A 640-nucleotide genomic window follows, 5' to 3' on the forward strand; every position below is an offset into this window, starting at 1 on the left:
ACCCTCTCCTTACTGTTATATCGTAACTGGAAGTTGCTCTCGAATTGCCAATGCACTCTCCCGTTCGGCCACTAAGGCTTCGCGTTTAGCCAACACCGCTTCGCGATCCATCACTACAGCCTCACGTTTTTTCAACGCTTCCATACGGTGATAGTCAGCACTCATTGCCTCAATCTCCTTAGTTAGTTTCTTGATGTCCCCCTTCTGCCTGTTCAGATACTTTTTAACTTCCCTCCAATCAATGCCTTCCCGAACGCAAAACGCCTCCTGTTCTCGTTCCTCATCCGCTTCCCTTTCCAGAAGCTTATTCATTAAGTCACGAGCGTACTGCGCTGCGTTGCGGCTGGCCTCGCGTCTGACCTCTTGAAACTCATTCCAATCCATACCTCGTTCAGCACACCACGCCTTATCAAGAGCCTCTCGCTCTGCCTCCAATTCACGCCATTTAGCTTCACGCTCGGCCAATTCGGCTGCCTTGCGAGCACGATAGTCGGCGGAGCGCTCTGCGGAGGTTTTGGCGATCCCTGTACTGGGGCGGCCGCGCTTTTTCATCTCCTCCATTCCATGCTCTCTTTTGTACTGCGTGTCATCTTGATTCAAAGAATAATCGCTCCGTCACTATAATGCAATTAGTGATGAC

At 50.9% G+C, this 640-nt stretch carries 1 protein-coding gene; it reads right to left on the reverse strand.

Annotated elements, in window-relative coordinates; translation table 11 throughout:
- Nucleotides 1–15 precede the first annotated feature (15 nt).
- Nucleotides 16–600 (reverse strand): hypothetical protein, encoded by a 585-nt coding sequence (locus tag JWG43_RS17650; RefSeq protein WP_205244267.1) that lies wholly within the window; start codon nt 598–600, stop codon nt 16–18.
- Nucleotides 601–640 lie beyond the last annotated feature (40 nt).

Origin of the sequence: Desulfobulbus alkaliphilus (assembly GCF_016918545.1) — a bacterium.
In the GTDB taxonomy this organism is placed as follows: domain Bacteria; phylum Desulfobacterota; class Desulfobulbia; order Desulfobulbales; family Desulfobulbaceae; genus Desulfobulbus; species Desulfobulbus alkaliphilus.